The organism is Arsenophonus sp. ENCA (genome assembly GCF_002287155.1).
GTDB lineage: Bacteria > Pseudomonadota > Gammaproteobacteria > Enterobacterales > Enterobacteriaceae > Arsenophonus > Arsenophonus nilaparvatae.
Window position 1 is genome coordinate 1 of sequence record NZ_NHNG01000564.1, and the last position, 1,365, is coordinate 1,365.

The 1,365-nt window shown below is 43.4% G+C and carries 2 protein-coding genes and 1 pseudogene; all 3 read right to left on the minus strand.

Features of this window, described 5'->3' with window-relative positions:
- Nucleotides 1-144: pseudogene (locus CBG25_RS14695) on the minus strand (transposase); the annotation flags it as partial.
- Between the two features lie 131 nt (nt 145-275).
- Nucleotides 276-959, minus strand: coding sequence for a transposase (locus tag CBG25_RS14700; RefSeq protein WP_290607554.1), 684 nt, complete (start codon nt 957-959; stop codon nt 276-278).
- A gap of 200 nt (nt 960-1,159) precedes the next feature.
- The coding region (locus CBG25_RS14705) for a hypothetical protein (protein ID WP_290607556.1) at nt 1,160-1,365 on the minus strand (206 nt) is incomplete at its 5' end.

Genomic DNA, 1,365 nt, shown 5'->3' on the forward strand with positions numbered 1-1,365 from the left:
CTTCGGTTTTCCTCTGACCGATGTGCCGGAGTATTTTTCAACAGGAACCACGCCCAGAAATGCTGCAACCTGCTCTGCTGTGTCGAAACGATGACTCCGTAGGATAACCAGCATATTCATACCTAACACGAGTTTCGCACCAATAAAAAAACGCTCTATTTTTAAGTTTAATTCAGCATGATATATAAATAGTCAAAACCTTATAAATCAAATACAACTTATTGTAATTTAAGAAAATTTATGTTTTTTAGTAACTTGCAGATTAATCATTGCTTTTAAGCCATTTTTAGAATTTTATATGCCTGTGCGAAACTCGTGCCTAACTGAAAACCGACGGATTTTATTGATGTCAGTAGGTCAAAATCCTTTTTTAATTCAGGATTCTGGTCAAGGTGAGTCAGGATAAGAGCATCCAGATTCTCAATCTCCGTGCTTAAGTTACGAAGGGCATTTTCGATGGATTCAGTCACAGCAGGAGGGACGTCTGTTGCCCGACATTTTTCCATCCTGTTTTTTTCACGGGTTCTGTCGGTAACAATCGCATCACGTCGGCGAAGAAGTGCACTGAGATAACGGACATTTTCAGGCGGAGGAACCCATCGTTCAGGCACTTTAAGTGCGCCGTAACAGGCGAGCATGTAAGCATCAACACTGTCATTTTTCGTTAAAATATCCATGCCCCGTCCGAACTCCCTTGCCCGATGGGGATTAGCAAGCGATATTATTGCTCCGGATTTGTGAAGGCCATAAGCCAGCAATTCGTGATAAACCCCGGTGGCCTCCATGATGATATGGATATCAGTCGGGTCACAGTTCTGCTTGCGAAGCCAGGTTATTACAGCGCTGGCGGCATTAAGATCGTTTTTAAGCTTGCGGGTTTTTACCCTTCCTTTTACACCTTCGCGCAACAAGCACAGGTCAAGAGTTTTCTTGCTGACATCAATACCTAACTGAAACATAAACGTTTTCTCCTTTCACTGGACCATCACGCCTATTACCCTTGTACATGCAGAGTCATTGCTCTTGGCAACCGTTCAATGTTAATGCTGGCGTGAAAGGTGAAGCGGAGGGCTTTTGCTGCAAATCAAGGTTCTCACCATTCAGGAGGCTAACAAGCTCACTCCGCTTCGTGTGATGGTAGCTAACCACCATATGCCTATTACATACAAGGATGCAAGGTTCCAACTAACCTATTTAGACGGTCTTCTTCACGTTCACTCAATGCTTTTTGGCACTGCGTGGTATAAATGTTGCGTTGGATCTGGAGTAGGTTTGATTGTGCACTGGCTAACGCTTTGCCTCGAGCAGAAAGAATTTTAAAAGCGTTCACGAGTTCGTTTTTTGCTGGAATACTATGCCCATAAG